Source organism: Streptomyces monomycini, from assembly GCF_022271435.1.
Taxonomy (GTDB): Bacteria; Actinomycetota; Actinomycetes; order Streptomycetales; family Streptomycetaceae; genus Streptomyces; species Streptomyces monomycini.
This window is the reverse complement of the sequence record NZ_JAFIQY010000045.1, coordinates 45,058-71,741: the sequence shown is the minus strand read 5'-3', so window position 1 is coordinate 71,741 and position 26,684 is coordinate 45,058. Positions and strand designations below refer to the sequence as shown.

Sequence of the window (26,684 nt, the reverse complement as noted above, 5' to 3'; positions counted from 1 at the left end):
GGTCGACTTGCCGGAGCCGGACGGGCCCATGACGGCGACGACCTCGCCGGGGTGGATGGAGAACTCGGCGCCGTCGAGCGCGTTGGTCGAGCCGTACGCCTTGTACAGCGCGCTGGCCTTGAGCAGGGAACCGGCCGGGGTCATACGAGGGCCTCCGGAAGTGCGGACGGGGACGGTCCGGGCGGCGGGGACGGGGCTCCGCCGGCGGGAGCGGTGCGGGGGCCGGGTACGGCGCCCGGAGAGCTTCCCGGCAGGACGTGTCCGCCACTCTACATGGTGTGTATACCTGTGGTGTATACCCACGCCGGAAGCGGCCGGAGGCCAGGCCCGCGTACGGACCGGGCCTCCGGCACCCCTCGTGTTCACCCGCCCGGACTGGCTGCTTCCGGTTCCGGCGGCTCCGGCTCCCCGCCGTCCGCCGCGCCCGCCGCGCCCGCCGTGCCTGCCGGGCCCTCCGGCCCGGCGGCCTTCGGCGGCCGCCCCCGGCGCGGCAGCCCGCCCGCGCCCTTCGGCAGCCGCCCCGCGTCCGCCAGGGCCTTCCGCAGCAGGAACTCCACCTGGGCGTTGGCGCTGCGCAGCTCGTCGTCGGCCCAGCGGGCGAGCGCGTCGTGGACCAGCGGGTCGAGCCGCAGCAGCATCTGCTTGCGCCGCTGCGCCCGACGCTTCGGCGCCTGGTCGCCGTCCGCGGGCCCGACGGCCTCGGGGGCGGGCCCGGCAGCCCCGGAAGCGGGTCCGGCGGCCCCGGAAGCGTCCCGGGGCGCGTCCTGGGAGCCGCCCTCGCTCACTGGTAGAGGGACCCGGTGTTCAGTACGGGCTGGGCGGCCCGGTCGCCGCACAGCACCACCATCAGATTGCTGACCATGGCCGCCTTGCGCTCCTCGTCCAGTTCCACGATGTCCTGCTCGCTGATGCGGGCCAGCGCCATCTCGACCATGCCGACCGCGCCCTCGACGATCTGCTGGCGGGCTGCCACGACCGCGCCGGCCTGCTGCCGCTGGAGCATCGCCGAGGCGATCTCGGGAGCGTACGCGAGGTGGCTGAAGCGGGACTCGATGATCCGTACGCCCGCGGCCTGCACCCGGGCGGTCAGTTCGGCGGCCAGCTTCTCGGTGATCTCCTCGGCGTTGCCGCGCAGCGACAGCGCGTCCTCGTCGTGCGCGTCGTACGGGTACTCGATGGCGATGTGCCGTACCGCCGCCTCGGTCTGGGTGGCGACGAACTCCAGGAAGTCGTCGACCTCGAACAGTGCCTGCGCGGTGTCCTCGACCTGCCACACCACGATGGAGGCCAGCTCGATCGGGTTGCCGTACGCGTCGTTGACCTTCAGGACCGCGGTCTCGTGGTTGCGGACACGGGTGGAGATCTTGCGGTCGGCGGTCAGCGGGTTCACCCAGCGCAGGCCGTCCTCGCGGATGGTGCCGACGTAGCGCCCGAAGAGCTGGATGACCCGGGCCTCGCCGGGGGCGACCATCTTCACGCCCGTCATGCAGAAGAGCGAGCCCACCAGCAGCAGCACGCCGAGGATGATCAGCGGCACGCCCGCCGCCTTGGTCCCGCCGGCGGCGAGCACCCCACCGCCGATGATCATGCCCAGCCCGGCGAACACGCCGAGAACGGTGAGCAGCAGGCCCAGGCCGCCCGGGATGCTGTGCGCCACCGTCTCGCGGACCTGTGGACGCGGCATCTGCGGGGCGTCGGCCGCGAGCTGCGCGCCGCCGCCCGTCCCGTCGCTGCCGCCGGGTGGTGTCTGGTCGGACATGTCGTCTCCCCGTTTCTCGTGACATTCCTCGGAGCCCGCGCCGGGCCGCCGCGTGGTCGGTGCGGTGGCCGGATCCGTACGGGCCGACTGTGCTTTCGCCAGAATAGCAAAGTGATAGCACTTTAAGAAGGCTCTCAGATCGGTACGGCATCCTCACGGGACGGTTCCCCCGGCCCGGGTGCTCTTTGTCACGTCGGGAAAAGCCTTGATCGATGAGCATTTGCTGACAGATGCGGTGTTAGCTTCGTGAGCTGAGTTATTGGGGGCGGAACGACTGGAGTTGCGGGAGCGATGGGGCGAGCGGACGCGAGGCGAGCGGCTCAGGGGCGTAAGCGCCGGGCGAAGCCGAAGGACCGGAAAGGCGGTGTACGCCGCTTCTTCACCTGGAAGAAGCTCCTCGGGGCCTTCCTCGGCGTGTGCCTGCTGGGCATCCTCGGCTTCCTCGGGCTGTACCTGTACGTGGACGTCCCCGACGAGGGGAACTTCCAGGCCACCAGCCAGAGCAACGTCTACAAGTACGCCGACGGCTCGGTCATGGCCCGCAAGGGCGCGGACAAGGCGGTGAACCGCGAGACCGTCAAGATCGACCAGATCCCCAAGCACGTCCAGCACGCCTTCGTCGCGGCCGAGAACAAGACCTTCTACCAGGACTCCGGCGTCGACCTGAAGGGCACCCTGCGCGGCATCCTCAACACCCTCAAGGGCCAGGGCAAGCAGGGCGGCTCGACCATCACCCAGCAGTACGTCAAGAACTACTACCTGAGCCAGGAGCAGACGGTCAGCCGCAAGCTCCAGGAGATCGTCATCTCCCTCAAGGTGGACAACAAGCTCGGCAAGGACGAGATCCTCGCCGGGTACATGAACACCAGCTACTACGGCCGCGGCGCGTACGGCATCCAGGCGGCGGCCCAGGCGTACTACGGCGTGGACGTCGACAAGCTGACCGTCAGTCAGGGCGCCTACCTGGCCTCCCTGCTCCAGGCCCCCAGCCAGTACGACTGGGCCATCGCCTCCGACGCCGGCAAGAAGCGGGTGCAGGAGCGCTGGGCGTACACGCTGAACAACATGGTCGAGATGAAGTGGCTCGACGAGGCCGACCGGCAGAAGCAGACGTTCCAGAAGCCCGTCAAGCCCAAGCCGCTGCCCGGTGTGGCCGGTCAGGTCGGGTACTTCATCAACGCCGCCAACGACGAGCTGATCCGTAAGGGCGTCGACGAGAAGGAGCTGATGGCCGGCGGCTGGACCATCACCCTGGCTATCGACAAGAAGAAGCAGCAGGACCTGGAGAAGGCCGTCAAGACGAAGCTGTCCGACGACCTCGACCCGTCCCAGCGCAAGGCGGACCGGGACGCCCAGCTCGGTGCCGTCTCGGTCGACCCCGCGTCCGGCCACGTCGTGGCGATGTACGGCGGCGCGGGCTACACCAAGCACTACACGAACAACGCCACCCGGGCCGACTTCCAGCCCGCCTCCACGTTCAAGCCGCTGATCTTCGCCTCCGCCCTGGAGAACCACGCCAAGACCCAGTCCGGGGTGCCCATCACCCCCGACACGGTCTACGACGGCCGCAACCGCCGCCCGGTGGTCAACAGCTCCAAGCCGTTCGCCCCGCCGAACGAGGACGAGGTCAACTACGGCCGGATCAGCGTCCAGCAGGCCACCAACAACTCCGTCAACTCCGTCTTCGCGCAGATGGGCGCCGACGTGGGCCTGGACGCGGTCAAGAAGACCGCGGTCAGCCTCGGCATGGACGGCAGCCGGATGGACGTCCAGCCCGCGATGACGCTCGGCAGCATGGGCGCCAGCCCGCTCCAGATGGCCGCCGCCTACGCCACGCTCGACAACCACGGCAAGAAGGTCGAACCGGCCATGGTCGCCAAGGCGCAGCACGGCGCGCAGGAGGTCGAGCTGCCGGACCCGGTCGGCTCCCAGGTGCTGACCCGCGGGACCGCCGACACCGTCACCTCCGTACTGCGCGGTGTGGTCAACGACGGTACGGCCAAGAAGGCGATGGACGGCGCCGACTACCAGGCGGCCGGCAAGACCGGTACCTCCGACGACAACAAGTCGGCGTGGTTCGTCGGCTACACGCCGAAGCTGGTCACCGCGGTCGGCATGTTCGGCGAGGAGGCCAAGGGCGGCAAGCAGGTCTCGCTCAAGGGCACCGGAGGCGGCGGCCGCGTCAACGGCGGCGGCTACCCGGCCGAGGTCTGGGCCGCCTACACCGCGGCGGCCATCGGCGACGACGCCGGGGCCAAGTTCGACCTCGAAACCGACCTCGGCGCCGGGGTCGCACCGACCAACACCCCGCCGCCGAGCAACACCCCGTCGCACACGCCGTCCCAGACGCCGAGCCAGACCCCGTCGCACACGCCGAGCCAGACCCCGTCGCACACGCCGTCCCAGACGCCGTCGCGCACCCCGTCGCACACGCCGTCCCGGACGCCCACGCCCCCGGAGACGCCGCCGGCCACCCCGACCACCGGCAGCGGCGGCAACGGCGACAACGGCCGCCCGCCCGGCCTCGACGACCTGGGCTGATCCGGCGCCCGGCGCCCGGCGCCGACGGCCGTGGCCCCCACCGCACAGGTGGGGGCCACGGCCGTCTCCGTCCCGCCGTCCGCGCTCCGGCTCAGCCGCCGTTGAACCGCGCGGCGATCCGGTCGCCGAGGGCCTTGTCCACGTTGCGCCAGTACTGCAGGGCGCGCAGCAGCACCGGGCGGCTCACGCCCTTCGACAGGTGCCCGGTGACGTTGTCCACCAGCCGTCCGCGCGCTGCGTCGTCCAGCACCTGCCGCACCTGGGTGCCCGCCTGGCTCCAATCGTCGTCGTCGCGGCGCAGCTTGTACGCCTCGCGCACCATCTCGCCCGCCGCGTGCCAGCCCGCCGGGTCGCCGAAGTTCTGCGTGTCGGCCGCCGGGCCGCCGTACGAGTTCGGCGCGTACACCGCCGCCGTACGGGACGGCTCGTACCGCATCGGGCCGTCCTTCGCGTACGAGCTGACCGTCGAGTGCGGGCGGTTGGGCGGCAGCTGCGTGTAGTTCGGGCCGATGCGGTAGCGGTGGGTGTCCGGGTACGAGAACAGCCGGCCCAGCAGCATCTTGTCCGGCGACGGGCCGATGCCCGGCACCATGTTGGACGGCTCGAACGCCGCCTGCTCGATGTGGACGAAGAAGTCCTCGGGGTTGCGGTCCAGCGTCATCCGGCCGACCTCGGTCAGCGGGTAGTCGCCGTGCGGCCACACCTTGGTCAGGTCGAACGGGTTGAAGCGGTAGTCCGGCGCGTCGTCGAACGGCATCACCTGGACGTACAGGGTCCACGAAGGCGCGTCACCGGCCGCGATCGACTCGTACAGGTCGCGGCGGTGCAGGTCGCCGTCCTCGCCCGCCAGCCGGTCGGCCTCCTCCTGCGTGAGGAAGTCGATGCCCTGGTCGGTCTTGAGGTGGTACTTGATCCAGAACCGCTCGCCGCCGCCGTTGACCCACATGTAGGTGTGCGAGCCGTAGCCGTTCATGTGCCGGTACGTCTTCGGGATGCCGCGGTCGCCCATCAGCCAGGTGACCATGTGCGCCGACTCGGGCGACAGCGTCCAGAAGTCCCACTGCATGTCGTGGTCGCGCACCCCGCTGTCCGGGCGGCGCTTCTGCGACCGGATGAAGTCCTGGAACTTGCTGGGGTCCCGCACGAAGAAGACCGGCGTGTTGTTCCCGACCAGGTCGTAGTTGCCGTACTCGGTGTAGAACTTCAGCGCGAAGCCGCGCGGGTCCCGCCAGGTGTCCGGCGAACCCTGCTCGCCCGCGACCGTCGAGAAACGGGCCAGCATCTCGGTGCGCCGGCCCGGCTGGAAGAGGTCCGCCTTGGTGAACTGGCTGACGTCGTTCGTCACCTCGAAGAACCCGTACGCGCCGCTGCCCTTGGCGTGCACCACCCGCTCCGGCACCCGTTCCCGGTTGAACTGGGCCATCTTCTCGATCAGGTAGTGGTCCTGGAGCAGCAGCGGTCCGTCGGACCCCACCGAGAGCGAGTGCTCGTCGCTCTCGACCGGGACGCCGGCGTTGGTCGTCGTACGCGGGACGTCGTGCGCGGAGCTGGTCATGGCGGAGCGCCTCCCGGGGATGGGCCGTCAGTCCCTTCGCACCCCAGAAGTCAACTCCGCCGACGCGGTGTCGGCAACCGTTGGACGCCGTCCGGTTCGAGACGAAGTCCGGCCGCCGGCGCGCCCCCTGGCGCCCCGGCGGCCGCGTCCGGAAACCGCTGCCTACGGGGCGCCCCCGAACGGCATCGACAGCTCGAACCACACCACCTTGCCGGTGCTCAGCCGCGTCGCGCCCTAGCGCCGGGCCATCCGGTTGACCAGGTACAGACCGCGCCCGCCCTCGTCGGACGGCCGGGCCTGGCGCAGCCTGGGCAGCTGCGGCACGTCGTCGCCGACCTCGCAGCGCAGTACGTCGGTCCGCAGCAGGCGCAGCGTGATCGGCCGCTCCGCGTACCGCACCGCGTTGGTCACCACCTCGCTGACCAGCAGCTCCAGCTGATCGGTCAGCTCCTCCAGGCCCCACCGGGACAGCGCCCGGCGGGCCAGCCGGCGCGCCTGCCCGGCCGTCTGCGCCTTCGGGTCCAGGTACCAGTACGCGACGTCGCTCGGCGCGATGCCGTCGAACCGGGCCGCGAGCAGCGCGATGTCGTCGTCCCGGTCACCGGGGCCGAGCATGTCCAGCACCTCGTCGCACAGCGGCTCCAGCGGCGGCGGGTTGGGCCCGGTCAGCCGGGCCGTCTCCGTCAGCCGCTCCCGCAGCTGCTCGATGCCGGTCCACACGTCCCGGATACGGGACTCCACCAGACCGTCCGTGTACAGCACGAGCGTGGCGCCCGCGGGCGCGTCCAGCTCGACCGCCTCGAAGTCCACCCCGCCGACACCGATCGGCGCGCCCGGCGGCACCCGCAGCACCTCCGCGCGCCCGCCGCGGTGCAGCATCACGGGCGGCGGATGCCCGGCGTTGGCGACCATGATGCGGTGCGCCACCGGGTCGTAGACCGCGTACAGGCAGGTCGCCATCCGGTCCGAACCGAGCCGCTGCGCCTGCTCGTCGAGGTGGTGCAGCACCTCCTGCGGCGGCAGGTCCAGCCCCGCGAGGGTCTGCGCGGTGGTGCGCAGCTGGCCCATGATCGCCGCGGAGGTCATGGAGTGGCCCATCACGTCACCGACGACCAGCGCCACCCGGCTGCCGGGCAGCGGGATCGCGTCGTACCAGTCGCCGCCCACCCGCGCCGTCTCCGCGGCGGGCAGATAGCGGCTGGCCAGCCGTACGCCGGTGGGCTGCGGCAGCGAGTCCGGCAGCATCGTGCGCTGGAGCGCGTCGGCGATGTACGCCTCGCGCCCGTACAGGACGGCCTTGTCGACACCCAGCGCCGTGTGCGTCGCCAGCTGCGCCGCCACCAGCAGGTCGTCCGCCTCGAAGGCCGGGCGGTCCGGGCGGCGCAGGAACACCGCGGCGCCGATCACCCGGCGGCGGCCGCGCAACGGCGCCAGGATCACCCGGTGCCCGGCGGGCAGGTGGGTGAGCGGGCCGAGCAGCTCCGGCAGCGCGGCGCGCGCCGCCTGCACCTCGCCGAACAGCGGCCGTACACCGCGCAGCACCTCCGCCAGCGGCCCGCCCGGCAGCACCTCGGACAGTTCCGCGGCACTGCCGCCCATCGCGGGGCTCAGGTCCGGCTGCGCGGGCAGCATCGGCAGCCGCCCGCCGTTGGTGTCCGGCTCCTCGGGGATCCGGTCGGTACGGCGCAGCCGCAGCACCACCGGGCCGGTCGGGCGCTCGTCACCCACCGGCAGCGGGTCGCGCAGATAGACCAGGATCGCGTCGGCGAACGTCGGCACCGTCGCCCGGCACAGCCCCAGCACGATCTCGTCGAGGTCTATGCCGCGGGCGATCCGCCGGGTCGCCGCGCCGATGAACCGCAGCCGGTCGCCGCCCGCCTGACGCGCCGCCAGCAGCTCGACGCTCTCGGCGGGCTGCGCGGGGTGCGCGGAGCGGGCGGGCGGCGCGCCGGGGCCGCCGGTCTGCTCGGGGGCGCGTCCGGCCGCTCCGCCGCGGGCGCCGGTCTCCACCGGCACACCGTGCGGTGCGGCGGGCGGCGGCACCCCGGGTGTCTCCTCGGGGCGCGGCCGGGACCGGCCGGCCCCGGCGTCCGCCCGGCCGCCGTCCGCGGCGCACGCAGGAGAATCGTCACCGCGCGGCGCGGCGGCCGACATGTCAGCCACCCCGGCCGGTCCGCCGGCCGAGGACTGCCCCGGAAAGCTGCGGGGATCGGCGGCCGCGGTGCACGGCGCCGGCTCGGGCCGGCCCTGGTGCGGGGTCGCCGAGGACGCGGCAGGCGGGGCGGCCTGCCGCGGTTCGTGGGAGGTCGGGTGCTCCGTCACGCGTGGGATTCCATCCGTCCGGGGCTGCGCGCGTGGCGCGCCGCGTCTCAAGCGCGTCGCAGGTGCAGGAAGAGCTGGAACTCGGGTGGGGTGTCCGTACTGGCCGGGGCATACGCATACGAGTCCTCCCCGGTGACTTCGAAGCCCGCGTCGTGCACGACCTGGCGCAAGTCGTCCCGCAGGTAACCCGATACCCGGATCGTGCTGCCCAGGAACGGAATCGGGCAGTCGTCCAGCTCGGCTTCGACCATGGACAGGGCCAGCAGCCCGCCGGGTTTCAGCAGGGTGTGCAGCATCCGCAGGGTGTACGGGATCTCCGCGCGGGGCAGCATCAGCAGCGAGAAGAAGGCTACGGCACCGTCGAAGGAGCCCGGGCCGCCGAGCCGGCCGTCGCGCAGGTCGGCGACGTCCAGCTGGTGGAAGCGGGCCGCCGGGACATTGTCGCGGGCCAGCGCGACCATCGAGGGGGAGAGGTCCACACCGACGACCGTGTGCCCCGCGTCGGCCAGCTGACGGGCCGTCGGCAGGCCCGTACCGCAGCCGAGGTCCAGCACCCGCGATCCGGGCGGCAGCGCGGCGGTGAGCCGGGCGCCGGCCGCGAGCTGTCCTTCCTTGTGCGGGAAGGCCTCGTCGTACCGGTCGCCGATCGCGTCGAACGCCTCCGCCTGCCCCGCCCGGTCCAGGACTAACCGGTTCAGGCCCTCGTATCCGTCGTAGCCTTCAGCGCTCACGACCTCGCCTCTCCTGCGACCGCGGTCAAGTTCGGGACTCCGCCTCGGGAGCCACGTCCGTGCAGTTCCGTGCAGTCTTGAGTTACGCCTGTGCAGTCTTGTGGAGGACGATCCTACGGTTGATCCCCAGGGGCGCATCAAGGGGGCTCACTCGCACGCCGCACCGCGCCCTCACCTGCCCGCCGGCGCGCCCGGAGCCGCCCCCTCGTACGGCCGGCCGGGGAGCCCTCCGCACGGACGGGGCGGACGCCCGCGCAGCCGCCCCGGAACCGGGCTCTCAGTCCCGCGCGCCGGGCGCGGCCCGGTCCCAGTCCTCCGGCAGCCCCGGCACCTCCCACGCCGGGTCGGGCCGCCAGTCCTCCCAGCCCGAACGGAACGGCACACCCCACGCGGTGATGTGCTCGACCGCCGCGCGGCCCGCCGCCCGTACGTCCGCCGCCAGCGCGGCCGGCATCAGTCCGTCCCGCTGCGCCTGCGCGAACTCGTCCTCGTCGCGCCACTCCCAATGCCGGTCCGGATACACGCAGATGTCCAGGAAGTGGTCCTGCGAGTCGATGCCGCCCGCCCAGCGGCGCCGCGGCTCCTCCAGGTTCACGTACCAGTTCTTGAAGTGCCAGCCGGGCTCCCAGAACAGCCACACCGACCAGGGGTCGCGCGGCCGGGCCAGCTTCAGCACCCCGGTGCCGAACCACTGGTCGCGGGTGGTGCGCCGCGGCTTGGTGTACCGGCTGGCGAGCGGCTCGCGGTGGACGGGCGTCCCGTCGGCCAGCACCGGCTTGACGCAGGGCGTGCCGGGCGCCATCCATACCGCGAGCAGCTCGTCGGTGTCCTGTACGACGGTCATCGGACGGCAGATGTGGATACCGTCGCCGGCGTTGTCGCGGTACCGCCACAGGATCTGGTCACCGGGCGCCCAGCGTCCCGGCCTCTCCACGGCGGCCCGCGTGCCCTTCGCCCCGGCGGCGCCCTTCCTCGTCTCCACCATGTCCGCTGTCATGAGCAGATCCTAGAGGGGCACCGGTGTCCTGGCTGTGACGGAAGCCGCACGGAACGTTACGGATGTGTCATGCTCAGCACGTCGAGCGCCTCGTCCAACTGCTGTTCCGTCAGCAGCCCCTGGCCGACGTACCCGGACTCGATGACCACCTCGCGGATCGTCTTCCGCTCGGCCAGCGACTTCTTGGCGACCTTGGCGGCCTCCTCGTACCCGATGTACTTGTTCAGCGGGGTGACGACGGAGGGCGACGACTCGGCGTACTCACGCGCCCGTTCGGCATTGGCGGTGATCCCGTCGACCGTACGGTCCGCGAGCAGCCTGGAGACGTTCGACAGCAGCCGCACCGACTCCAGCACGTTCTTCGCGATGACCGGCAGCATCACGTTCAGCTCGAAGTTGCCCGCGGCGCCCGCCGCGGCCACCGTCGCGTCGTTGCCGGTGACCTGCGCGGCCACCATCAGCACCGCCTCCGGGATGACCGGGTTGACCTTGCCGGGCATGATGGACGAACCGGGCTGCAGGTCGGGCAGGTTGATCTCGGCCAGACCGGTGCGCGGCCCCGAGGACATCCACCGCAGATCGTTGGCGATCTTCGTCAGGCCGACGCCGATGGTGCGCAGCTGCCCGCTGGTCTCCACGACCGCGTCCCGCGCGCCCTGCGCCTCGAAGTGGTTGCGCGCCTCGGTCAGCGGCAGCCCCGTCGTCCGCGCCACCTCGGCGATCACCGCGGCGGGGAAGCCGGGCGGGGTGTTGATGCCGGTGCCCACCGCCGTACCGCCCAGCGGCAGTTCGGCCAGCCGCGGCAGCGCGGACCGCAGCCGCTCCACGCCGTAGCGGACCTGCGCCGCGAAACCGCCGAACTCCTGGCCGAGGGTGACGGGCGTGGCGTCCATCAGATGCGTCCGCCCCGCCTTCACCACCTCGGCGAACTCGGTCTCCTTGCGCTCCAACGCGGCCGCCAGATGCTCCAGCGCCGGGATCAGGTCGTGGGTGACGGCCGCGGTCGCCGCGATGTGGATCGAGGACGGGAAGACGTCGTTGGACGACTGGGAGGCGTTGACGTGGTCGTTGGGGTGCACGTCGCGGCCCAGCCGCTCGGTGGCGAGGGTCGCGAGCACCTCGTTGGTGTTCATGTTGGACGACGTACCGGAGCCGGTCTGGAACACGTCCACGGGGAAATGCTCGTCCCACTTCCCGTCCGCGACCTCCGCCGCGGCCTCCTGGATCGCCGCCGCCACGTCCTCGTCCAGCACACCCAGCCCGGCATTGGCCTTGGCCGCCGCGGCCTTGATACGGGCCAGCGCCTCGATGTGCGCCCGCTCCAGCCGCTGCCCGGAGACCGGGAAGTTCTCCACCGCCCGCTGCGTCTGCGCCCGCCACTTCGCCCGGGCCGGCACCTTCACCTCACCCATCGAGTCGTGCTCGGTCCGGTACTCGCCGTGGTCGCCGCTCAGGCCGTTGTCGCTCATGTCTATGTCAGTGCCCGGGAACAGCGATTCTGTTCCCGGGCACCGGCAGGTTTCGTCCGTCAGGCGGTACGCGCGAAGCGAACCGCCGCAGGGGGCCGCACGGCCGTCAGGCGGTCCGCACCGGGATGCTGGTGAACGTCGGAGCGGGCGCCGGGTCCTGGAAGAAGTCGTTGCCCTTGTCGTCGACGACGATGAACGCCGGGAAGTCCTCGACCTCGATCCGCCAGACCGCCTCCATGCCCAGCTCCTCGTATTCGAGGACCTCGACCTTCTTGATGCAGTCCTGCGCCAGGCGGGCCGCCGGGCCGCCGATCGAGCCCAGGTAGAAGCCGCCGTGCGCGGCGCACGCGTCGGTGACCTGCTGGGAGCGGTTGCCCTTGGCCAGCATGACCTTCGAGCCGCCGGCCGCCTGGAACTGCTCGACGTAGGCGTCCATCCGGCCGGCCGTGGTCGGGCCGAAGGAGCCGGACGCGTACCCCTCGGGGGTCTTCGCCGGGCCCGCGTAGTACACCGGGTGGTTCTTCAGGTACTCGGGCATCTCCTCGCCCGCGTCCAGCCGCTCCTTGATCTTCGCGTGCGCGATGTCGCGGGCGACGACCAGCGTGCCGGTGAGCGAGAGCCGGGTCTTGACCGGGTGCTTGGTCAGCTCGGCCAGGATTTCGTCCATCGGGTGGTTCAGGTCGATGCGTACGGCGTCGAGGTCCGGGCCCGCGCCCTCGGTCAGCTCCGCCTCGGTCGTCTCCGGCAGGAAGCGCGCCGGGTCCTTCTCCAGCTGCTCCAGGAAGACGCCCTCGGCGGTGATCTTCGCGACGGCCTGGCGGTCGGCGGAGCAGGAGACGGCGATGGCGACCGGGCAGGACGCGCCGTGCCGGGGCAGGCGCACCACGCGCACGTCGTGGCAGAAGTACTTGCCGCCGAACTGCGCGCCGATGCCGATCTTCTGTGTCAGCTCGAAGACCTTCTCCTCCAGCTCCTTGTCCCGGAAGCCGTGGCCGGTGGGGGAGCCCTCGGCGGGCAGCTCGTCCAGGTAGTGCGCGGAGGCGTACTTCGCGGTCTTCATCGCGTACTCGGCGCTGGTGCCGCCGACGACGATCGCCAGGTGGTACGGCGGGCAGGCGGCCGTGCCCAGCGAGCGGATCTTCTGCTCCAGGAACTTCATCATGCTCGCCTCGTTGAGGACGGCCTTCGTCTCCTGGTAGAGGAAGGACTTGTTGGCGCTGCCGCCGCCCTTGGCCATGAACAGGAACTTGTACGCGTCCCCGTCGTTCGCGTACAGCTCGATCTGGGCCGGAAGATTGGAGCCGGTGTTCTTCTCGTCCCACATGGTCAGCGGGGCCATCTGCGAGTACCGCAGGTTCAGCTGGGTGTACGCGTCGTAGATACCGCGGGAGAGCGCTTCCTCGTCGCGGCCCTGGGTCAGGACGTTCTGGCCGCGCTTGCCCATGACGATGGCGGTGCCGGTGTCCTGGCACATCGGCAGCACGCCCGCCGCCGCGATGTTGGCGTTCTTCAGCAGGTCCAGCGCCACGAAGCGGTCGTTGGCGGACGCCTCGGGGTCGTCCAGGATGCGGCGCAGCTGGGCGAGGTGGGCCGGGCGCAGGTAGTGCGAGATGTCGTGCATCGCCTCGGCGGCCAGCTTGCGCAGCGCCTCCGGCTCGACCTTGAGGAACGTACGCCCGTCGGCCTCGAAGGTGCTCACACCCTCCGAAGTGACGAGGCGGTAGGGGGTGTTGTCCTCGCCTACGGGGAGCAGGTCGGTATAGGCGAATGCCGGGCCGGTTGGGTGGGAGACGGGGGACATCAGGGGCCATTCCTCACTCGACGGTGGATTTCGGCTGACATCTGCGGCAGCGCCCCAACAGCGTAGAACCCCCGCCTCCAGCCGCCGCTGTGAGGTAAGGCTCACCTGGAACGTCTTCGGGGTTGCACGTCCCCTAGTCGCGATCTATCGCGTTTCGGTAGGCTGCCTCCCGTGGACGAATCGTCGCTCGCCAAGCGAGCCCAGCAGCCGGTGAACCTGACCAAGCCCGTGGCCGAGGCCGAGCTGAGGGCCTCCGACGCCGACCGGGACCGGATCGCGGAGATCCTGCGCGAGGCGCTGGCGGTCGGGCGGCTGGACGCCGAGGAGCACTCCGAACGCATCGACCTGGTCTACCGCGCCAAGACGATGGGCGAACTGGAGCCGCTGGTACGCGACCTGCCCGCGGAGGGCGGCGCCCCCGGCCCCCGGCCCGCGGCCGCCGCGTACGAGGCGGAGCCGGGCGGCGCGCTGCCGGACCAGAGCATGGTCGCGATCTTCAGTGCCTCGACCCGCAAGGGCCGCTGGCGGGTGCCCGCCCGTATCAACGCCGTCGCGATCTTCGGCAGCGTGGAGATCGACCTGACCGAGGGGATCTTCCAGCAGCAGCAGGTCCGGATCAATGTCACCTCGATCTTCGGCAGCGTGGAGATCCGGGTGCCCGAGAACGTCACCCTGCGCAGCAACGGTTCCGGCGTGCTCGGAGCCTTCGAGGTCGAGACCAACGAGTCGGCGGACGCCGGCGCCCCGGTCGTCCTCGTCAACGGCTACGCGGTGCTCGGCAGCGTCGAGGCCCGGGCCAAGCGCGGCAAGTGGCTGCGCGACCTGCGCGACGATCTGCGGGGCGCCCGGCGCGCGTGGCAGGAGCAGCGGCGCGACGAGCGCCGGGACCGGTACGACGAGCGCCAGGCCTGGCGCGACGAGCGGCGTGGGCGGCTGCACGGCGGCCATCGCGACTGACCGGCCGGCGGGCCGGTGTCGCGGCGGCGGCCCCCGGCCCGGAGGCGGTGTTTCCGCGGCGCGTCCGTACTGCTCGGCGGCCGATCGCAACCGTGTGCATAAGCACGCGTACAGCGGGTAGGGCTGGTGCATCGTCTCTCGTACGGCTGCGGGGTGCGAAAAGTCGTGCGCAGCGAGACGGGCAAGGGTGACTCTTCGCCGAAGCCGTCGTCAGGAGTAGACCGTGCTGCTACCGCATCAGCCTCTGCAGGACACCGCAGTTGTTCCGTCCCAGCGGGTTCCCTCTCGCGAAGAGGCCGGTCCCTGGCACGCGGAGGCGGTGTGCCGCCGTGACGAGGCGGGCCTGTTCTTCGCACCGTCCAAGGAGCCGACCGCCGCGCGCCTGGCGAGGGAGGAAGCCGCCAAGCGGGTCTGTGCCCGCTGCCCGGTGATGATCGAATGCCGGGAGCACGCCCTCGTGCAGCCGGAACCCTACGGGGTGTGGGGCGGCCTGACCGCCGCCGAGCGCCGGGTCGTACTGGCCCGCCGCCGGCGCCGGGAGACCGAGCTGCAGCGCTCGGCCCGTATGCAGGCCGCCGCCGGTTGAGCGGCCCGTGCGACCGGCACGCGTGACGGGCCGGGACCCCGCCGGGAAGACGGCGGAGTCCCGGCCCGAGTGTTTGCGGGGCCGGCCGGGGCGCCCGAAGACGCATGCCGGGTGCCGCGACGGCCTTGTCGGGTGCCGCGACGGCCTTGCCGCGACCGGTTGTTGCCGGTCGGGGCCGGTTCGGGCTAGTTGGGGCGCTCGAAGTCGACCGAGCTGTACGCGCGCAGCTTGGAGAGCCGGTGCTCGGAGTCGACCCGGCGGATCGTGCCGGACTTGGAGCGCATCACCAACGACGAGGTGGTCGCGGTCTCGGCGCGGTAGCGCACCCCGCGCAGCAGGTCGCCGTCGGTGATGCCGGTGGCGACGAAGAAGACGTTGTCGCCGCGGACCAGGTCGTCGGTCTGCAGCACCTGGTCCAGGTCGTGCCCGGCGTCGATCGCGCGCTGCCGCTCCTCGTCGTCCTTGGGCCACAGCTTGGCCTGAAGGGTGCCGCCCAGGCACTTCAGCGCGCACGCGGCGATGATGCCCTCCGGCGTGCCGCCGATGCCCAGCAGCAGGTCGACGCCGGTGCCCTCGCGGGCCGCCATGATCGCGCCGGCCACGTCGCCGTCGGAGATGAACTTGATCCGGGCGCCGGCCTCCCGTACCTCCTTGACCAGGCCCTCGTGGCGCGGCCGGTCCAGGATGACGACGGTGACGTCCTCGACGGAGGACTTCTTCGCCTTGGCGATCCGGCGGATGTTCACGCCGACCGGCGCCGTGATGTCGACGAAGTCGGCGGCCTCCGGGCCGGTGGCCAGCTTGTCCATGTAGAAGACCGCGGACGGGTCGAACATGGCGCCGCGCTCGGCCACGGCCATCACGGAGACGGCGTTGGCCATGCCCTTGGCGGTCAGCGTGGTGCCGTCGACCGGGTCCACGGCCACGTCGCACTCGGCTCCGGTGCCGTCACCGACCCGCTCGCCGTTGTAGAGCATCGGGGCGTTGTCCTTCTCGCCCTCCCCGATGACCACGACGCCGTTCATCGAGACGGTGTGGATCAAGGCGCGCATGGCCTTGACGGCGGCGCCGTCGGCGCCGTTCTTGTCGCCGCGCCCGACCCAGCGGCCCGAGGCCATGGCTCCGGCTTCGGTCACCCGGACGAGCTCCAGCGCGAGGTTGCGGTCGGGAGCCTCAGGGCTGACCTCTAGTTGGGACGGCAGATGATGCTCGGTCATCGAGCGCACCTTTCTGTACGGCGACGGCCGGAATGGCGAGGGTGGCTATGACTTTATCGGTACGTCGCCAAAATGAGCAGCGGGCCCTACGCATGAGCGGCGACAAGCAGCCATGCGGGCGTGTCCCCGCGCGGCGGGCGGCGGGCGGGGGGCGTGTCTTCGCGGAGCCGGGGATGGGGGACCATAGAGGCGTGGCAGGTATGCGAGGCAAGCAGACGGTTCGGGACATGGTCCTGTCGATGGCGGTGATCGGCGCCCTCGTCGCGGGCATCTATGTCTTCATCCCGCACAACGACAGCAGGACCGCCGAGGTGAACGCGGTCAAGACGGTCGACTACCGCGTCGAGCTCGCGACCGCCCGGCGCGCCGCGCCGTACCCGGTCGCCGCGCCCGAGGGGCTGCCCGAGGGCTGGCGCGCCACCTCCGTCACGTACAAGGCCACCAAGGACGGCAAGGGCGGCGCCTGGCACCTGGGCTTCCTCGACCCGGAGCAGGAGTACGCGTCGCTGGAGCAGAGCGACGCGCCCGCGAAGAAGTTCATCCAGGACGTCACGCTGGGCGCCGAGAAGGCCGCGGGCCGGCAGGCCGTCGGCGGCGTGAAGTGGGACCGCTACAAGGGCGAGAAGTACCGCGCGCTGGTGCGCGAGGAGGAGGGCGTCACGACCGTCCTCACCGGCACCGCGCCGTACGGACGGCTCGCCGAGCTGGCGGCCTCGCTGAAGGCGGAGAAGGGCTGACCGGCCGGCCGTTCCGGACGGATACGTCGAGGCGCGGATACGTCGAGGCCGCCGCACCTGGGATGGGTGCGGCGGCCTCGGTGTGCGTACTGGTCGGGCGGTGCCGGATCAGACGGTGGTGACGGCCTCGTCGAAGCCCAGCCGCGGCGAGCGCGGGCTGTGTCTTTCCGGGGGCGACCCCCGGACCCCCGGCCGGATCAGACGGTGGTGACGGCCTCGTCGAAGCCGAGCCGCGGCGAGCGCGGGCTGTGTCTTTCCGGGGGCAACCCCCGGACCCCCGGCCGGATCAGACGGTGGTGACAGCCTCGTCGAAGCCCAGGCGCGGCGAGCGCGGGAAGAACGCGTCGGCGCCCGGCTTGCCGATGTTGATGACCATGAAGGACTTCTGCTTGCCGTCGCCGAAGAACTCCTTGTCGATGCCGGCGAAGTCGAAGCCGGTCATCGGGCCCGCGGCCAGGCCCGCCGCGCGGACGCCGACGATGAAGTAGCCGGCCTGCAGCGTGGCGTTCTGGACGCCGGCGACCTCGCGGACGGCGGCCTCGGAGAAGAAGGTGTCCTTGATGCCGGGGGCGTGCGGGAACAGCGTCGGCAGCTTCTCGTGGAAGTCCAGGTCCGTGGAGAGGATCACGGTCAGCGGCGCGCTCAGCGTCTTCGGGCCGTTGGCACCCATCGCGTGCCGCACCAGGCGCTCGCGGGCGTCCTCGGAGCGGACCATGGTGATGCGCAGCGGCGACTGGTTGAAGGCGGTGGGGGCGTACTTCACCAGGTCGTAGATGGCCTGCACCTGCTCGTCCGTCACCGGCTCGTCCGTGAACGAGTTGGCGGTCTGGGCCTCGCGGAAGAGGAGGTCCTGGGCGGCGGCGTCGAGCGCGAGAGACATGAGGGCACCTCGTAAGTCGGGATTTCCGTGTTCGTCGTCAACTGTAACCAAGGTAGATTAAGTTTCAACTAATACGGTGGAATCGTGACCCGATTCACAAGGTCTCACGGCGTGGTGGTGCCTCGGGGCGGGCTTGCGGCACCGAGGGCGGTGGCGGCAGCCCGGGCCCGGCCCTGTTCGGCCACTGAGGCTTCGGCCGCTGAAGCTTCGGCCTCCGAGGCCTCGGTCTGTAAGGCGCGGCTCCGCCGCGGCCCTGCCCGGCCGCTACCCGGCCGCGTCCTCGCCCGTCTCCGCTTCTTCCGCTTCCTCCGCCAGCGCCGCGTCCAGGCGCGCCCGCGCCCCGTCCAGCCAGCGGCGGCAGACCTTTGCCAGCTCCTCGCCGCGCTCCCAGAGCGCGAGGGACTCCTCCAGCGTGGTCCCGCCGGCCTCCAGGCTGCGGACGACCTCGATCAGCTCGTCCCGGGCCTGTTCGTACCCGAGCGTGGAGCCGTCCGACTGCGCCGCGTCCGCCGTGCCGTCCGCCATCGTGTCGTCGTCCGTCTTCGCCTTCGCCATGGCTCCCACCCTATTCCGGGGGTGTGACATCGGACCGCGGGCCGTTCCCGGTCACCCGTACCCGGAACTCGCCCTCGGCGACCCGGGCCCGCAGTTCGTCGTCCGGCGCGACCTCGCGCGGCGACCGCACGGCCGAGCCGTCCGGCTTCTGGAGCACCGCGTAGCCACGTTCCAGGGTCGCCTTGGGGGAGAGGGCGACGACCCGCGCCAGTGTGTGCGACAGCTCCGAGTCGGCGCGGTCCAGCAGATGCCCCAGAGTGCGCCGGCCGCGCTCCAACAGGGCTGTGACCTGGTCCTCGCGCTCCTCGACCATCCGGTGCGGCCGCTGCATGGAGGGCCTGCTCAGGGCCGCGGCCAGGCCGCGCTCCTCGCGGTCCAGGCAGCCGCTGATCGCGCGCAGCGCCCGCTCGCGCAGCTGCTGGATGCGGGCGAACTCCTCGCCGACGTCCGGTACGACCTTCTTCGCCGCGTCCGTCGGGGTCGAGGCGCGCAGGTCGGCGACCAGGTCCAGCAGCGGCGAGTCCGGTTCGTGGCCGATCGCGGAGACGACGGGGGTACGGGCGGCGCCCACGGCCCGTACGAGCTGCTCGTCCGAGAACGGCAGCAGATCCTCGACGCTGCCGCCGCCGCGCGCCACGATGATCACGTCGACCTCGGGGAGCGCGTCCAGCTCCTTGACCGCCTCGATCACCTGGGGCACCGCGTGCACACCCTGCACCGGCACGTTGCGCACCTCGAAGCGGACCGCCGGCCAGCGCAGCCGGGCGTTCTCCAGGACGTCCCGCTCGGCGGCGCTGGCCCGGCCGCACACCAGGCCGATCAGCTGCGGCAGGAACGGCAGCCCCCGCTTGCGCTCCGACCGGAACAGGCCCTCGGCGGCGAGCGACTTCTTCAGCTGCTCCAGGCGCGCCAGCAGCTCGCCGACGCCCACCGGTTTGATCTCGGCGGCCCGCAGCGAGAGCTGGCCGCGCGGGGCGTACCACTCCGGCTTGGCGTGCACGACGACGCGCGCGCCCTCGCTGACCACGTCCGCGATCTTGTCGAAGACCTGGCGGTAACACGTCACGCTCACCGAGATGTCGTACGACGGATCGCGCAGCGTCAGGAAGACCACACCGGCACCCGGCCGCCGGGACAGCTGCGTGATCTGCCCCTCGACCCAGACGGCACCCAGCCGGTCGATCCACCCCCCGATGAGCCGCGACACCTCGCCGACGGGGATCGGCGCCTCCGCAGACGTCCTCACACTCATGCCACGAGCGTATAGCCCGGCACTGACAACGCCGGGGCGCGCGGCTCCGCGCCCGTACGGACCGTCGGGGCGCGCGACCCGATGCCCGTACGGACCGTCGCGGCGTCAGCCACCCGCCGCCCCGGCCTTCCGCCGCCCGTACTGCACCGCCAGTACCACCAGCCCCACCACCAACCAGGCCGCGCCGACGATCTGCGCGGTCCGGGACGCCTCCACGACGACCGCGACCACCACACCCAGCCCCAGTACCGGCACCAGCACATGCTTGAGGAGGCTCGGCCGCTCGGCCCGCTTGCGTACCCAGAACCAGCCGATCACCGAGGCGTGCAGCAGCCCGAAGGCGGTCAGCGCGCCCACGTTGACGATCGAGGACAGGTGGTCCAGACCGTCGTCGCGACGGGCCGCCCACACCGCCGCGACCAGCGTCACCACCGCGGCGCCCAGCAAGGCCCGGCGCGGCACCCCGCTGCCCGCGTCCACCTTCGACATCGCGCCCGGCAGCCGCCGGTCCCGCGCCATCGCGAACAGCAGCCGCCCGGCCGCCGCCTGCCCCGCCAGCGCCGCGAACGCCGCCCCGACGGCTTTGCTCGCCGCCACCAGCTTCTGCAGCCATTCGCCGGCGGCCGCGTTCGCCGTCGTGTAGAAGGCGTCGCCCTGCTCGGCGGGCTTCTCCGCCAGCTCCGCCGCCGACATCGGCGCCAGCAGCGCCGCCAGGTACGTCTGTACGGCGAACAGCACCCCCGCGACGACCAGGCAGACCAGTACGGCCCGCGCCACCGGCGCTCCGCCCGCCCGCCGCCCGCCGCCACCTTCCCCCGGACGTGCTTCGCGCGGCGCTTCCTTCGCCTCCTCCGCGAACGAAGCGATCGCATCGAACCCCAGATACGACAGCACCGCGACCGACACCGCGGCCAGCACCGCACTCGTGGAGAACGCCCCCTCGCCGGTCAGCGGCACCGACCAGCCGCGCTGCGCCCCGTCCGTGGCCAGCACCCACACCGCCGTCACCACGAACACCACCAGCACCGCGAGCTCCATCGCCAGCACCACGAAGCCGGCCACCGCCGCCGTCCGTACCCCCAGGAGGTTCAGCAGCGTGGTGACGACCACCGCGAGCGCCGTCCACACCCACTGGTGCACGGACGGCACCAGCGCGTGCATGGCGATGCCGGAGAAGAGGTACGCCACCGCCGGGATCAGCAGGTAGTCGAGCATCGCCATCCACCCGGCGACGAATCCCGCCCCGTCGCCGAGCCCGGCCCGCGCGTAGGTGAAGACCGACCCGGCCTGCGGGGCGACCCGCACCATCTGCGCGTACGAGTACGCGGTGAAGGCCATCGCGACCGTCGCCACCACGTAGACGATGGTGATCGCGCCGTGCGACTTGGCCTGGAGTGTGCCGAAGATCCCGACGGGCGCCATCGGGGCGATGAACAGCAGCCCGTAGACGACCAGGTCGCGGAAGGACAGCGTGCGCCGGAGCCCGCCGCCGTCGGGCGCGGCGGACGCGCCGGGCGCCGTGGCGGTACCGGAGGCGGCGTCGCGCGCAGCGCGTCCGGGGGAGGGCGGCGGTGAACGACGGGCGGGCGGGTTCGGCTCGGACGGTGCGCTCATGGCGGTCACTCCAGCAGGGGACGTACGGCCGACGATGATCGTCGGCTGTCTCCCAGCTTCGGGCAAGGCCGCATCCGGACGGGGGTGACGCGCCAGGAGAGGCGGCCGGGGGGCGGTCAAGGGGGCGGTCAAGGGGGGCGCGCGGGAGCCGGAGGGGCGGTGGGGGGCGCCCACGCCCGCGTGAACCCCCGTGACCCGCGTGAACCCTCGTGGACCCGCGCGACCCGCGTGAACCGCGTGAACCCGTGTGAAGCGGAACCCGCACGCCCCCGTCGCGCTGCGCGCCCCGCCACGTCCCGGCGGCATCACGAACCCCGAAGTCGGCCCCGTACGATGGATCGTATGACTGCTGCTACGCCCAGCCCGTCGCCCGCCACCGTTCCGGACGGCGAGACCGTTCCGGACGGAGACGCCGCACCGCGCGAGGACCGCCGCCGGGTCCTGCTCGCCGCGCCCCGCGGCTATTGCGCGGGCGTGGACCGTGCCGTGATCGCCGTCGAGAAAGCCCTGGAACAGTACGGCGCGCCCGTCTACGTGCGCCACGAGATCGTCCACAACAAGTACGTCGTCAAGACCCTGGAGAAGAAGGGCGCGATCTTCGTCGAGGAGACCGCGGAGGTGCCCGAGGGCAACATCGTCATCTTCTCCGCGCACGGCGTCGCCCCGGTCGTCCACGACGAGGCCAAGCAGGGCAAGCTGGCGACCATCGACGCCACCTGCCCGCTGGTCACCAAGGTCCACAAGGAAGCCGTCCGGTACGCCAAGGAGGACTTCGACATCCTCCTGATCGGCCACGAGGGCCACGAAGAGGTCATCGGCACCAGCGGCGAGGCTCCCGAGCACATCACCCTCGTCGACGGCCCCGAGGACGTGAAGAACATCGAGGTCCGCGACCCGGACCGGGTCGTCTGGCTCTCCCAGACCACCCTCTCGGTCGACGAGACCATGGAGACGGTCGACGCCATCAAGGGCCGCTACCCCAACCTTCTCTCCCCGCCCAGCGACGACATCTGCTACGCCACGCAGAACCGCCAGACCGCCGTCAAGCAGATGGGCGCCGAGGCCGACCTCGTCATCGTCGTCGGCTCCAAGAACTCCTCGAACTCCGTCCGCCTCGTCGAGGTCGCCCTCGGCGCCGGCGCCCGCACGGCCCACCTGGTCGACGGCGCGGAGGAGATCGACGAGAGCTGGCTGGAGGGCGTGACCACGGTCGGCCTCACCTCCGGTGCCTCCGTCCCCGAGGTCCTGGTGCACGGCGTCCTGGACTGGCTCGCCCAGCGCGGCTACGAGGACGTGGAGACGGTCAAGGCCGCCGAGGAGTCGATCACCTTCTCCCTGCCGAAGGAACTCCGCCGCGACCTGCGCTCCGAGGCGAAGACCGCCGCCGAGGGCTGAGGCTCCGGACGGCGCCCGGTCCGCTCGGTCCGGCGGATCCCCTTCCGAACCCGAAAGTCGAGGGGTGAACCGCCCCGTCCCCGCCTAGCCTCTAGACATGAAGGTCTTTGGTGTGGACATCGGCGGGTCGGGCATCAAGGGCGCCCCGGTGGACCTGGAGCGCGGTGACCTGGCGGACGAGCGGTACAAGGTACTGACCCCGCGGCCGGCGACCCCGGACGCGGTCGCGGACTGCGTCCAGCAGGTCGTGGACCACTTCGGCTGGACGGGACCGGTCGGCGCGACGTTCCCCGGCGTGGTGACGGACGGCGTCACCCGTACGGCGGCCAATGTCGACAAGGGGTGGATCGACCGGAACGCGGCGGCGCTGCTGGCGGGCCGCCTCGGCGGCGAGACCGACGGCTGCCCGGTCACGGTCCTCAACGACGCCGACGCGGCGGGCCTGGCCGAGATGCACTTCGGCGCGGGCAAGGGCCGCGGCGGCACGGTCGTCGTGCTCACCTTCGGCACCGGTATCGGCAGCGCCGTCTTCACCGACGGCAAGCTCGTGCCCAACACCGAGCTGGGCCACCTGGAGCTGCACGGCCACGACGCGGAGAAGCGGGCGTCCACCAAGGTCAAGGACGACGAGGACCTGAGCTGGGAGCAGTGGGCCCACCGGGTGCAGAAGTACCTGGCCCACGTGGAGATGCTCTTCTCGCCCCGGCTGTTCGTGATCGGCGGCGGCGTCAGCCGCAAGGCGGCGAAGTTCCTGCCGCTGATCGAGGGCATCCGGGCGGAGATCGTGCCCGCCCAGTTGCAGAACAACGCGGGCATCGTGGGCGCCGCGATGGCCGCACGGGCAGCGGGCCAGGAGGGCACGGCGGCCCCCGCCGGCGCAGGCGCGTCAGCAGGCCCCCTCTCCACCGCCACTCCCGGCGCTTCTCCCGCTCCCTCCTCCGCTACGTCGCAGGTCGGCTGGCCGGCCGATCCCTGACCTGGCCCGCCCGCTGGACGGCGGACTGCCCCGGCGTGCGGCCGGGGCGGTGCGGCCCCTGGCCCAGCCCCGGGCGCTGTCCCGGCCCCGGCGTCTGCTCCACGCGCCGGCGCACGCGCTCCGGTTCCGCGCCCGGCGCCTTCCCGGCGCTCTGCGCCCGTGCGGGTGCCCGGCCCGCCGCACGCGCCGCCTGCCGCCGCGCGTGCCGTTCGGCCTGCCGCCGCGCCAGGGCCGCCACCTTGCGTACGAGGACGATCAGCGCGCAGGTCAGCGTGCCCGCGTACAGCCAGCCCGCCTGCGTCGCCAGCACCGTGAAGACGCCCATCAGCAGGCCGCCCACCCCGCCCGTGTTGTGGCTGATCGGTACGGTTCCGACGGTGTACGCGATGGGCAGCGCGACCGGCGCCGTGATCAGGTCGTACGGCCGTACCCACAGCCCGGCGCACACGCTCACCAGGACGAAGAACACTCCGTAGGCCGTCGGCGCGGCGCCGAACAGCAGCCGGTCGAGGAAGGCGAAGCCGAAGAGGGCGAGGGTGCTGAGCAGGCCGCACCCCAGCCCGGTGAGCCGGGGCGCGGGCAGCCGCGCGGCGGCCGCCGCGAGCGGAGCCAGCGGCCCGCTCCGGCGCGCGCGGACCCGGTAGACGGTCGAACTCTCCTCGCCGTACCCGTCCGCTCCGGGGCCGCGCGGGGCGCCTGGTCCGCCCGGTGCCCTGGGTGCTCCGGGAGTGCCCGCCGCATTCACGGCATTCCGGGCGTCCCGAGTGCCCCGGACCTCCGGAGCGTTCGTCGGCAAGGCCTCCGCGGGGCGGGGAAGCCGTGCGTCCTGGCCCGCTGCCGGACGGCCGGTCCGGGGCGGACTGTGCTGGGGGCTGCGCGCTCTGTGTTGCTCCACTCGGCAACGGTAGGCCGCCAAGTGGTATCAACCGGTTACAGGACACGCGTTTTGTCTGACCTGACCGGCCCATTCGGCGTACAAATCACCCCGCGGCCGTAACGCAGCGTACGCGTACCCGCCCCCAGGCCCCTCGAACTCCGCCCGTAACCGCCCTCCGGCCGCCTCCGCCACCCCTTCCCTCGCCCCGTAGACTGGACGACCGGTCCGCCGAGGACCGTACGGCCCTCACGAGGGCCGCCCGGGCCTCCAGCGGTCCGTACGTACCGTCGCCCAGTCCACCCGCATCCTCTCCGGGAAGTCGCCACCGTGTCGCTCACGATCGGAATCGTCGGTCTGCCGAATGTCGGCAAGTCGACCATGTTCAACGCCCTGACCAAGAACGACGTGCTGGCGGCCAACTACCCGTTCGCCACCATCGAGCCCAACGTCGGCGTCGTCGGCGTCCCCGACCCCCGCCTCGCCAAGCTGGCCGAGATCTTCGACTCCCAGAAGATCCTCCCGGCCACCGTCGACTTCGTCGACATCGCCGGCATCGTCCGCGGCGCCTCCGAGGGCGAGGGCCTGGGCAACAAGTTCCTGGCGAACATCCGCGAGTCCGACGCGATCTGCCAGGTTATCCGCGCCTTCAAGGACGAGAACGTCGTCCACGTCGACGGCAAGGTCTCGCCCAGGGACGACATCGAGACCATCAACACCGAGCTGATCCTCGCCGACCTCCAGACCATCGAGAAGGTCCTGCCGCGCCTCCAGAAGGAGTCGCGCATCAAGAAGGACGTCGCACCGAAGGTCAAGGCGGTCGAAGAGGCCAAGGCGATCCTGGAAAAGGGCGACACCCTCTTCTCCCAGGGCATCGTCCAGGGCTCCGGTAACGAGGAACTCCTCCACGACCTCCACCTCCTCACCACCAAGCCCTTCCTCTACGTCTTCAACGTCGACGAGGACGAGCTGACCGACGACGACTTCAAGGCCGAACAGCGCGCCCTGGTCGCCCCGGCCGAGGCCATCTTCCTCAACGCCAAGCTGGAAGCCGACCTCGCCGAACTGGACGAGGAGGAGGCCCTCGAACTCCTCCAGTCCGTAGGCCAGGAAGAACCCGGCCTCGCCACCCTCGCCCACGTAGGCTTCAACACCCTCGGCCTCCAGACCTACCTCACCGCCGGCCCCAAGGAAACCCGCGCCTGGACCATCAAGCGCGGCGCCACGGCCCCCGAAGCGGCCGGCGTGATCCACACGGACTTCCAGAAGGGCTTCATCAAGGCCGAGGTCATCTCGTTCGAGGACCTGGTGGAGACGGGGTCGGTGGCCGAGGCCCGGGCGGCCGGTAAGGCGCGTATGGAGGGCAAGGACTATGTGATGCAGGACGGGGATGTGGTGGAGTTCCGGTTCAACGTGTAGCGGCTGACGTATCACCACGTCGCTGATCTCGCAAACGTGCAGGTCAGATGGGGTCCGACTCTTCGGGGTCGGGCCCTTTGCGTTTTCCCGTGCTCATGGCTGAGGCGACGTACGGCATCGGGGAAGGGCCGGCGACGCGGGTGAGCTTGTCGCTGCCGGAGGGGACCGCGGAGGCGATCCGGGCTCGGGTGGGCAAGCGGGAGTTCTCCGCGTTCATCGCCGAGGCGGTCGAGCGTGAGCTGCGCGGGCAGGTCCTGGACGAGTACCTGGCGGACTACGAGAGCCGCAAGGGGCCGGTCTCCGAGTCGGCTCGTCAACGGGCGCGGGAGGTCTTCGACGAGGTGTTCGCCGAGGAGGGCGAGTGGCCCGCCGCAAGCTGAGTCACGAGGGGACGCTGGTCCTCGACAGCGAGGGGCTCTCGAAGCTGCTCGCCGACGACGAGCAGGTGGTGGCTCTGATCGCTGAGGCGCGCTCGCGTGGCATGGAGGTCGTGATCAGTGCGCTCGCCATCATCGAGGCCGTCCATGCCCGTACGGACAAGTCCCGCCTGAACCGGGTGCTTTCCGGGCTGCGGGTCGTCCCGGTCGGTGACGAGGAGGCGAGAGCCGCCTCGAAGTTGCTGATGAATGCCGGGTTGCACGGACACAAGTACGCGATCGATGCGGCCGTCGCCGAGGCCGCGCTGCGACAGCACCGCCCTGTGGTCATGCTGACTTCCGATATTGACGACATGGCCAAGCTGTGCGGTGATCGCGTCCGGCCTGTGTCGGCGTGATCCCCCATGGCCCGCGGCGTGGAGGAGCAGTGCCCCGCGTCGCTCCACTCACCGGTGTGACGAGTGCATCTCCCCTCTACGTCCCCGCATCCGTAGCGGTGGCGACACGGGCCTGCATCCCGGGAACGGGTGCCGGAGGCAGGCAACTTCCATGATCAGCACGTCGGTTGAGCTGGGCTTCATCACATCGAGTGAATTACTGGCCCAGGCTTGCGGTCAACAACGCGCGGTTGCCACGCTGTTGCTGACTGTCAAGCTGTTGGGAGGGGCAT

The 26,684-nt window shown here is 71.6% G+C and carries 23 protein-coding genes and 1 pseudogene; 9 read left to right on the top strand and 15 right to left on the bottom strand.

Annotated elements, in window-relative coordinates; all coding sequences use genetic code 11:
* The 3 genes from JXZ78_RS34060 to JXZ78_RS34050 all read right to left on the bottom strand — a co-directional run.
* Positions 1-144, bottom strand: a 144-nt coding sequence (locus JXZ78_RS34060; RefSeq protein ID WP_238783560.1) for an ATP-binding cassette domain-containing protein, incomplete at its 3' end; no start/stop codon positions are given.
* Between the two features lie 218 nt (positions 145-362).
* A complete protein-coding gene (locus JXZ78_RS34055; protein ID WP_078624699.1) occupies positions 363-638 on the bottom strand; it encodes a type II toxin-antitoxin system antitoxin in 276 nt (91 codons plus the stop codon).
* A 143-nt stretch (positions 639-781) separates the two neighbouring features.
* Positions 782-1,759, bottom strand: coding sequence for an SPFH domain-containing protein (locus JXZ78_RS34050; protein WP_030024665.1), 978 nt, complete (start codon positions 1,757-1,759; stop codon positions 782-784).
* Positions 1,760-2,050: 291 nt separating this feature from the next.
* On the opposite strand from JXZ78_RS34050, the gene JXZ78_RS34045 reads away from it, so the two are divergent.
* Positions 2,051-4,300 (top strand): transglycosylase domain-containing protein, encoded by a 2,250-nt coding sequence (locus JXZ78_RS34045; protein ID WP_238783557.1) that lies wholly within the window; start codon positions 2,051-2,053, stop codon positions 4,298-4,300.
* A gap of 91 nt (positions 4,301-4,391) precedes the next feature.
* On the opposite strand, the gene JXZ78_RS34040 is transcribed toward JXZ78_RS34045, so the two are convergent.
* From JXZ78_RS34040 to JXZ78_RS34015, 6 genes and pseudogenes are all read right to left on the bottom strand, one after another.
* Complete coding sequence (locus JXZ78_RS34040; RefSeq protein ID WP_030024662.1) at positions 4,392-5,855, bottom strand: catalase; 1,464 nt, start codon at positions 5,853-5,855, stop codon at positions 4,392-4,394.
* 237 nt (positions 5,856-6,092) lie between these two features.
* Positions 6,093-8,177 (bottom strand): annotated as a pseudogene (locus JXZ78_RS34035) (SpoIIE family protein phosphatase); the annotation flags it as partial.
* A 47-nt stretch (positions 8,178-8,224) separates the two neighbouring features.
* Positions 8,225-8,908, bottom strand: coding sequence for a class I SAM-dependent DNA methyltransferase (locus tag JXZ78_RS34030; RefSeq protein ID WP_030024661.1), 684 nt, complete (start codon positions 8,906-8,908; stop codon positions 8,225-8,227).
* Between the two features lie 277 nt (positions 8,909-9,185).
* Entirely contained in the window at positions 9,186-9,905 is a 720-nt protein-coding gene (gene fomD / locus JXZ78_RS34025) for a cytidylyl-2-hydroxypropylphosphonate hydrolase (RefSeq protein WP_030024660.1), read from the bottom strand.
* Positions 9,906-9,961: 56 nt separating this feature from the next.
* The gene (locus JXZ78_RS34020) at positions 9,962-11,374 is read right to left on the bottom strand and encodes a class II fumarate hydratase (protein WP_030024659.1); all 1,413 of its coding nucleotides are present in this window, start codon (positions 11,372-11,374) and stop codon (positions 9,962-9,964) included.
* 106 nt (positions 11,375-11,480) lie between these two features.
* On the bottom strand, positions 11,481-13,175 hold the full coding sequence (locus tag JXZ78_RS34015; protein WP_030024657.1) for a fumarate hydratase: 1,695 nt from the start codon (positions 13,173-13,175) through the stop codon (positions 11,481-11,483).
* Positions 13,176-13,346: 171 nt separating this feature from the next.
* Here JXZ78_RS34015 and JXZ78_RS34010 point away from each other — a divergent pair, with 171 nt between their 5' ends.
* A complete protein-coding gene (locus JXZ78_RS34010) occupies positions 13,347-14,132 on the top strand; it encodes a DUF1707 SHOCT-like domain-containing protein (protein ID WP_050503046.1) in 786 nt (261 codons plus the stop codon).
* A 223-nt stretch (positions 14,133-14,355) separates the two neighbouring features.
* Positions 14,356-14,718 (top strand): WhiB family transcriptional regulator, encoded by a 363-nt coding sequence (locus JXZ78_RS34005; RefSeq protein WP_033040133.1) that lies wholly within the window; start codon positions 14,356-14,358, stop codon positions 14,716-14,718.
* A 185-nt stretch (positions 14,719-14,903) separates the two neighbouring features.
* On the opposite strand, the gene glpX is transcribed toward JXZ78_RS34005, so the two are convergent.
* On the bottom strand, positions 14,904-15,935 hold the full coding sequence (gene glpX, locus JXZ78_RS34000; RefSeq protein WP_030024652.1) for a class II fructose-bisphosphatase: 1,032 nt from the start codon (positions 15,933-15,935) through the stop codon (positions 14,904-14,906).
* 200 nt (positions 15,936-16,135) lie between these two features.
* Here glpX and JXZ78_RS33995 point away from each other — a divergent pair, with 200 nt between their 5' ends.
* Positions 16,136-16,672 carry a DUF4245 domain-containing protein gene (locus tag JXZ78_RS33995; protein WP_030024651.1) on the top strand — a complete coding sequence of 179 codons (537 nt, stop codon included), beginning with the start codon at positions 16,136-16,138 and terminating at the stop codon, positions 16,670-16,672.
* 286 nt (positions 16,673-16,958) lie between these two features.
* Here the strand turns inward: JXZ78_RS33995 and JXZ78_RS33990 are convergent, their stop codons facing one another.
* The 4 genes from JXZ78_RS33990 to JXZ78_RS33975 all read right to left on the bottom strand — a co-directional run bounded on the left by JXZ78_RS33990 (position 16,959) and on the right by JXZ78_RS33975 (position 20,973).
* A complete protein-coding gene (locus tag JXZ78_RS33990; protein ID WP_030024650.1) occupies positions 16,959-17,552 on the bottom strand; it encodes a malonic semialdehyde reductase in 594 nt (197 codons plus the stop codon).
* Positions 17,553-17,816: 264 nt separating this feature from the next.
* A complete protein-coding gene (locus JXZ78_RS33985; protein WP_030024649.1) occupies positions 17,817-18,107 on the bottom strand; it encodes an exodeoxyribonuclease VII small subunit in 291 nt (96 codons plus the stop codon).
* Positions 18,108-18,117: 10 nt separating this feature from the next.
* The gene (xseA, locus tag JXZ78_RS33980) at positions 18,118-19,359 is read right to left on the bottom strand and encodes an exodeoxyribonuclease VII large subunit (protein ID WP_030024648.1); all 1,242 of its coding nucleotides are present in this window, start codon (positions 19,357-19,359) and stop codon (positions 18,118-18,120) included.
* A 105-nt stretch (positions 19,360-19,464) separates the two neighbouring features.
* On the bottom strand, positions 19,465-20,973 hold the full coding sequence (locus JXZ78_RS33975) for an APC family permease (RefSeq protein WP_238783556.1): 1,509 nt from the start codon (positions 20,971-20,973) through the stop codon (positions 19,465-19,467).
* A gap of 333 nt (positions 20,974-21,306) precedes the next feature.
* Between JXZ78_RS33975 and JXZ78_RS33970 the strand changes: the two genes are divergently transcribed.
* Complete coding sequence (locus JXZ78_RS33970) at positions 21,307-22,368, top strand: 4-hydroxy-3-methylbut-2-enyl diphosphate reductase (protein WP_030020228.1); 1,062 nt, start codon at positions 21,307-21,309, stop codon at positions 22,366-22,368.
* A gap of 97 nt (positions 22,369-22,465) precedes the next feature.
* A complete protein-coding gene (ppgK, locus tag JXZ78_RS33965; RefSeq protein WP_030020229.1) occupies positions 22,466-23,344 on the top strand; it encodes a polyphosphate--glucose phosphotransferase in 879 nt (292 codons plus the stop codon).
* On the opposite strand, the gene JXZ78_RS33960 is transcribed toward ppgK, so the two are convergent.
* Positions 23,310-24,089: a DUF6542 domain-containing protein gene (locus JXZ78_RS33960; RefSeq protein WP_050502492.1), complete on the bottom strand. Its 780-nt coding sequence runs from the start codon at positions 24,087-24,089 to the stop codon at positions 23,310-23,312. The two genes, ppgK and JXZ78_RS33960, sit on opposite strands and share 35 nt — an antisense overlap.
* A 459-nt stretch (positions 24,090-24,548) precedes the next feature.
* Between JXZ78_RS33960 and ychF the strand changes: the two genes are divergently transcribed.
* From ychF to JXZ78_RS33945, 3 genes are all read left to right on the top strand, one after another.
* On the top strand, positions 24,549-25,637 hold the full coding sequence (gene ychF, locus JXZ78_RS33955) for a redox-regulated ATPase YchF (RefSeq protein ID WP_030020231.1): 1,089 nt from the start codon (positions 24,549-24,551) through the stop codon (positions 25,635-25,637).
* Between the two features lie 95 nt (positions 25,638-25,732).
* Positions 25,733-26,017 (top strand): hypothetical protein, encoded by a 285-nt coding sequence (locus tag JXZ78_RS33950; protein ID WP_030020232.1) that lies wholly within the window; start codon positions 25,733-25,735, stop codon positions 26,015-26,017.
* Positions 25,999-26,412: a hypothetical protein gene (locus tag JXZ78_RS33945; RefSeq protein ID WP_030020233.1), complete on the top strand. Its 414-nt coding sequence runs from the start codon at positions 25,999-26,001 to the stop codon at positions 26,410-26,412. The genes JXZ78_RS33950 and JXZ78_RS33945 overlap by 19 nt, the downstream gene beginning before the upstream one ends.
* Positions 26,413-26,684 lie beyond the last annotated feature (272 nt).

What these genes read in the sequence shown, in the direction of transcription:
- JXZ78_RS34045 (WP_238783557.1), top strand. Translation starts at nt 2,051, where the DNA reads ATGGGGCGAGCGGACGCGAGGCGAGCGGCTCAGGGGCGTAAGCGCCGG.
- JXZ78_RS34015 (WP_030024657.1), bottom strand. Translation starts at nt 13,175, where the DNA reads ATGTCCCCCGTCTCCCACCCAACCGGCCCGGCATTCGCCTATACCGAC.
- JXZ78_RS34055 (WP_078624699.1), bottom strand. Translation starts at nt 638, where the DNA reads ATGCTGCTGCGGCTCGACCCGCTGGTCCACGACGCGCTCGCCCGCTGG.
- JXZ78_RS34020 (WP_030024659.1), bottom strand. Translation starts at nt 11,374, where the DNA reads ATGAGCGACAACGGCCTGAGCGGCGACCACGGCGAGTACCGGACCGAG.
- fomD (WP_030024660.1), bottom strand. Translation starts at nt 9,905, where the DNA reads ATGACAGCGGACATGGTGGAGACGAGGAAGGGCGCCGCCGGGGCGAAG.
- ppgK (WP_030020229.1), top strand. Translation starts at nt 22,466, where the DNA reads ATGAAGGTCTTTGGTGTGGACATCGGCGGGTCGGGCATCAAGGGCGCC.
- JXZ78_RS34050 (WP_030024665.1), bottom strand. Translation starts at nt 1,759, where the DNA reads ATGTCCGACCAGACACCACCCGGCGGCAGCGACGGGACGGGCGGCGGC.
- JXZ78_RS33950 (WP_030020232.1), top strand. Translation starts at nt 25,733, where the DNA reads ATGGCTGAGGCGACGTACGGCATCGGGGAAGGGCCGGCGACGCGGGTG.
- JXZ78_RS34040 (WP_030024662.1), bottom strand. Translation starts at nt 5,855, where the DNA reads ATGACCAGCTCCGCGCACGACGTCCCGCGTACGACGACCAACGCCGGC.
- JXZ78_RS33995 (WP_030024651.1), top strand. Translation starts at nt 16,136, where the DNA reads ATGCGAGGCAAGCAGACGGTTCGGGACATGGTCCTGTCGATGGCGGTG.
- JXZ78_RS33990 (WP_030024650.1), bottom strand. Translation starts at nt 17,552, where the DNA reads ATGTCTCTCGCGCTCGACGCCGCCGCCCAGGACCTCCTCTTCCGCGAG.
- JXZ78_RS33985 (WP_030024649.1), bottom strand. Translation starts at nt 18,107, where the DNA reads ATGGCGAAGGCGAAGACGGACGACGACACGATGGCGGACGGCACGGCG.
- JXZ78_RS33975 (WP_238783556.1), bottom strand. Translation starts at nt 20,973, where the DNA reads ATGAGCGCACCGTCCGAGCCGAACCCGCCCGCCCGTCGTTCACCGCCG.
- glpX (WP_030024652.1), bottom strand. Translation starts at nt 15,935, where the DNA reads ATGACCGAGCATCATCTGCCGTCCCAACTAGAGGTCAGCCCTGAGGCT.
- JXZ78_RS33970 (WP_030020228.1), top strand. Translation starts at nt 21,307, where the DNA reads ATGGATCGTATGACTGCTGCTACGCCCAGCCCGTCGCCCGCCACCGTT.
- xseA (WP_030024648.1), bottom strand. Translation starts at nt 19,359, where the DNA reads ATGAGTGTGAGGACGTCTGCGGAGGCGCCGATCCCCGTCGGCGAGGTG.